Genomic DNA, 3,538 nt, shown 5'->3' with positions numbered 1-3,538 from the left:
CCATTTTAATGCGTGCGGAAGATTAAATAGAGCAAAAGAAAAAAATTCAAAGATAGTTCTTTATCTATCATCATCAACAATATTCTTATTAGTTTTCCAGGTGATTGGTCTTGAATGGCAGATAGCTTCTTTAATTAAGATTGTAAGTTTCATAGGTTTATTAGCAACAGGCATAAGTTCTGTTTTCGAGTTAATGAATAAGGAAGATATTTCTTTTTTAATATGCCAACACAAATTATATGCAGAGAAATATAAGTCTCTCAGAGATGAATATATGAGCTTGATTGAAGAAACAATGAGTGCTTCGTCAGATGATCACATAATAAGAGCGAAAAGAGATGAGCTTCAAAAAAAATACAGTGCTATCGGTGAAAATGCTCCATCAACAACTTACGAAGATTATCAAGATGCTCAAAAAAATTTAGGGACGAATGTAAGCACAAATGAAGAATTTTCGTGGGATGATAAAGAAATAGATAAATTTTTACCAAAAGAATTAAGATTAAATTAAAATGAGGTAAGAATAATACATTTTCGTAGAGACTCAAATCAAATAGGATAAAAAAATGAAAGTAAGGAACATTAACGGAACAAGCGATAACACTTGCAAGTGCTCTGGCGGTTGGATTAAGCATTGGGTAAATTTTGGCGGAAAAACATTACCATTATATTGCTCTGAAATTAGTTGTACCGAAACTGATTTAGTTGGTGCGCATGTTCAAAAAGACAGCTCAACTGATAAAAATTGGTACATAGTACCGCTTTGCAAAAAGCATAATGCAAAAACTGATTCACTGACAATTGTGGACGGTACAGTTTTAGTTTCTGCAAATGTTAGTGAAACTTGTGGGAAAAAATGAAAAATATATTTTCCCATTGAATTTCATTATGGGAAAGCACTTTAACATAGCCATGTTTTAATGTCCGCTAATGTTATTTTACAGACATTATTGCTCCGGTGGCATAATATGTAAATCCTGAATTAAAATTAATGACTAATTTAGATGGGTTCACGCTTCAAATTTATGGCTGGGGTTTTGAACAGAGCTAATGGTCTTTCATGCACGGATAAATGTCTATCCAGTTTCCCAATATCTTGTTGTCCTCCAGTGGGTAGGCCATCGCTTTACATTCTTTTGTAGTTTCAGTTTTTGTAAATTTAATGCTCCAAGCATAATTCATCTGAAAAGCTTTTAATGCCTTGATATTCTGATTTTTAGTAAGTTCGATGCAATCTCCATACAGGCTTTTCCAATGATCTTTTAAATATTTACATGATAGTGTAGTCGCTTGAGCAGTTAATCCAGCGCACACAAAACTCGGTACATACTTATCTTTATTTATAGGATAGAGAATTCTTGCTATAAGAGCGTGCTCTGAGTCGTCACTATAATCAGGATTGGGAAAAGACTTTTCTCTCCTGAGAGGATAATGTATTTTATAAGTATCTGACTTAAAAGTCCTATTTCCATCATTAAAATCTACATAATCTATTTCAAAAAACTTGCCACTCATGGCCTCTATAGCTTTTGTCATTTGATTGAAACCTAACCCAATTGCAAAAATTCCCTTTTCAAAAAGTTCTTTGAGTTTCTCAATAGAATTCATATCGTCTTGAGTAGCCATGACCTCAATCCCTGCTCCAAATGAAACAAATAATTCCTGTAGAGCCAGTGTTCCCTCTATCTCGTCAATAGGTATAAGGCCAGAAATATTTTTTGGTTCCGCATCTTTAGCCTCTTGAGGCTTTCCTGCAATGTAGTATTCCATTTTTGTAGTTGGGTTGATTTTTATCATTATTGCAGGCATTCCTTTTTCATTAAAGCCCGATTTCCCGAAAAATTCCTCAAATTTATCGATGTCTCTCTTGGTTTTTGAGTACTCTTTAAGAAAACTAACAGTTAAGGCTATTAGGCAGCCAACTGACAGCTTAAGAGATAAGTCGCCAAACATCAGAACATTAGCCTTATAAATCTTCTGTGCTTCTTCTGTGATGACGTTCGTTGCGTAAAGCATAAAGAAAAAACCGAACAAAAATAGCAAAAGACCTAATATTAAGATTTCTATTGTCCCTGGTTCTTTTTTGAATTTTTTAAGTGCGGCCCCAAAATTTTTAAATGCGACCCTAAAATTTTTAAATACGACTGCAAAATATTTAAGTATTTTCAATGATAGCCCCGATCAATTAAATAAATTTTTATTTTCTTAACATTTTTTAACTCAATAATTGTGGCTCTAAAAAAAATCAATGCATATTTTTGTTTTGTCTATATGCTTTTTGCTCTTTTTTGGGTCAGAATGGACTATTGCTTGTGTTTGTTTTGGGGCAAAGTAATATTATGATAGTTTTAATGGTATCAAACCAATACTATTTTTTGAGTTTTTAAACAGGAAATTTTATGAAATTTTATGGTGGAATAGAAGCTGGGGGCACAAAGTTTATTTGTGCAGTCGGATCAAAACCTGATAACCTTAAAAAACTTGTCATCCCGACAACAAGCCCGGATGAAACCATTGCCGGCGCTTTAGATTTTTTTAAAAAGCAAAGCCTAAATATGCCTATATTTGCGATAGGGATTGGTTCTTTTGGTCCTGTTGACTTGGATAAAAACTCCTCTACCTATGGGTATATTACATCTACTCCAAAAGCGAATTGGGAAATGACTAACTTCATAGGAGCTATTAAAAAATCGTTCGATGTTCCTATCAGTTTTGATACTGACGTTAATGCGGCAGCGTTTGGAGAACATAAATGGGGAGCAGCACAGGGTCTTTCCACTTTTATCTACCTTACAATCGGTACTGGAATAGGCGGCGGGGGCATGATTAATGGTAGCTTGATGCATGGCCTACTACATCCTGAAATGGGACATATTATGATACCTCGTAAGATAGGCGATAAAAAAAGTTATTCAGGAAATTGTCCTTACCACAGTGATTGTTTTGAAGGTTTGGCTTCAGGTGCCGCTATACAGAATCGATGGGGAAAACCAGGTGAAAATCTTGATCCTGATCACCCTGCTTGGAGTTATGAAGCTGAATATATTTCTTATGCTTTAGTTAATTATATACTCACTATTTCCCCACAAAGAATAATTATTGGAGGTGGAGTCATGAAACAAAAACAACTTCTACCTGCTGTTCATACTAAAGTTAAGCAAATACTTAACAAATATATTAGGTCATCTATCATAACAGAGCATATAGAGGATTATATAGTGCTTCCTGCTTTAAATGATGCTTCAGGGGTTATTGGTGCTATCGCATTAGCAGAAAAAGCTATCTGAATTGCAGATATACCTAAAAATGTAATTTTTAATCAAAATTAATCTTCCTTATTTTTCAAATAAGGAAGTCCAAAAAGCTCGCGATCATTATCTCTGACTAAAAAAGAATCAAGCAGTTTAGCAAGTCCTTCTGGATTATCTATGTATTTATTAATCAAATATGATCCTGCAAGAATCTTTCGTCTTGTATCTATTTTCTTTGCATGGCTTCTTTCCATAGCTTCAAGCTTTGTTACTTTTGCCTTTAGCTG

At 34.1% G+C, this 3,538-nt stretch carries 5 protein-coding genes; 3 read left to right on the top strand and 2 right to left on the bottom strand.

All coding sequences use genetic code 11. The features are described 5' to 3' along the window. Together K245_RS0120905 and K245_RS0120900 are read left to right on the top strand one after the other, a co-directional pair. Nucleotides 1-511 (top strand): SLATT domain-containing protein (locus K245_RS0120905; RefSeq protein ID WP_027360730.1); only part of this gene is annotated, 511 nt, incomplete at its 5' end. Nucleotides 512-566: 55 nt separating this feature from the next. Then, nucleotides 567-860, top strand: a complete 294-nt coding sequence (locus K245_RS0120900; protein WP_027360729.1) for a hypothetical protein — start codon at nucleotides 567-569, stop codon at nucleotides 858-860. 187 nt (nucleotides 861-1,047) lie between these two features. Here K245_RS0120900 and K245_RS0120895 read toward each other — a convergent pair whose 3' ends face one another. Beyond that, on the bottom strand, nucleotides 1,048-2,169 hold the full coding sequence (locus K245_RS0120895) for a hypothetical protein (protein ID WP_027360728.1): 1,122 nt from the start codon (nucleotides 2,167-2,169) through the stop codon (nucleotides 1,048-1,050). 230 nt (nucleotides 2,170-2,399) lie between these two features. On the opposite strand from K245_RS0120895, the gene K245_RS0120890 reads away from it, so the two are divergent. Beyond that, complete coding sequence (locus tag K245_RS0120890) at nucleotides 2,400-3,287, top strand: ROK family protein (protein ID WP_027360727.1); 888 nt, start codon at nucleotides 2,400-2,402, stop codon at nucleotides 3,285-3,287. A 38-nt stretch (nucleotides 3,288-3,325) separates the two neighbouring features. Here K245_RS0120890 and K245_RS28155 read toward each other — a convergent pair. Beyond that, the coding region (locus K245_RS28155) for a hypothetical protein (protein WP_027360726.1) at nucleotides 3,326-3,538 on the bottom strand (213 nt) is incomplete at its 5' end.

The organism is Desulforegula conservatrix Mb1Pa, from assembly GCF_000426225.1.
Lineage (GTDB): Bacteria > Desulfobacterota > Desulfobacteria > Desulfobacterales > Desulforegulaceae > Desulforegula > Desulforegula conservatrix.
This window is presented reverse-complemented; position numbering and strand designations above follow the sequence as displayed.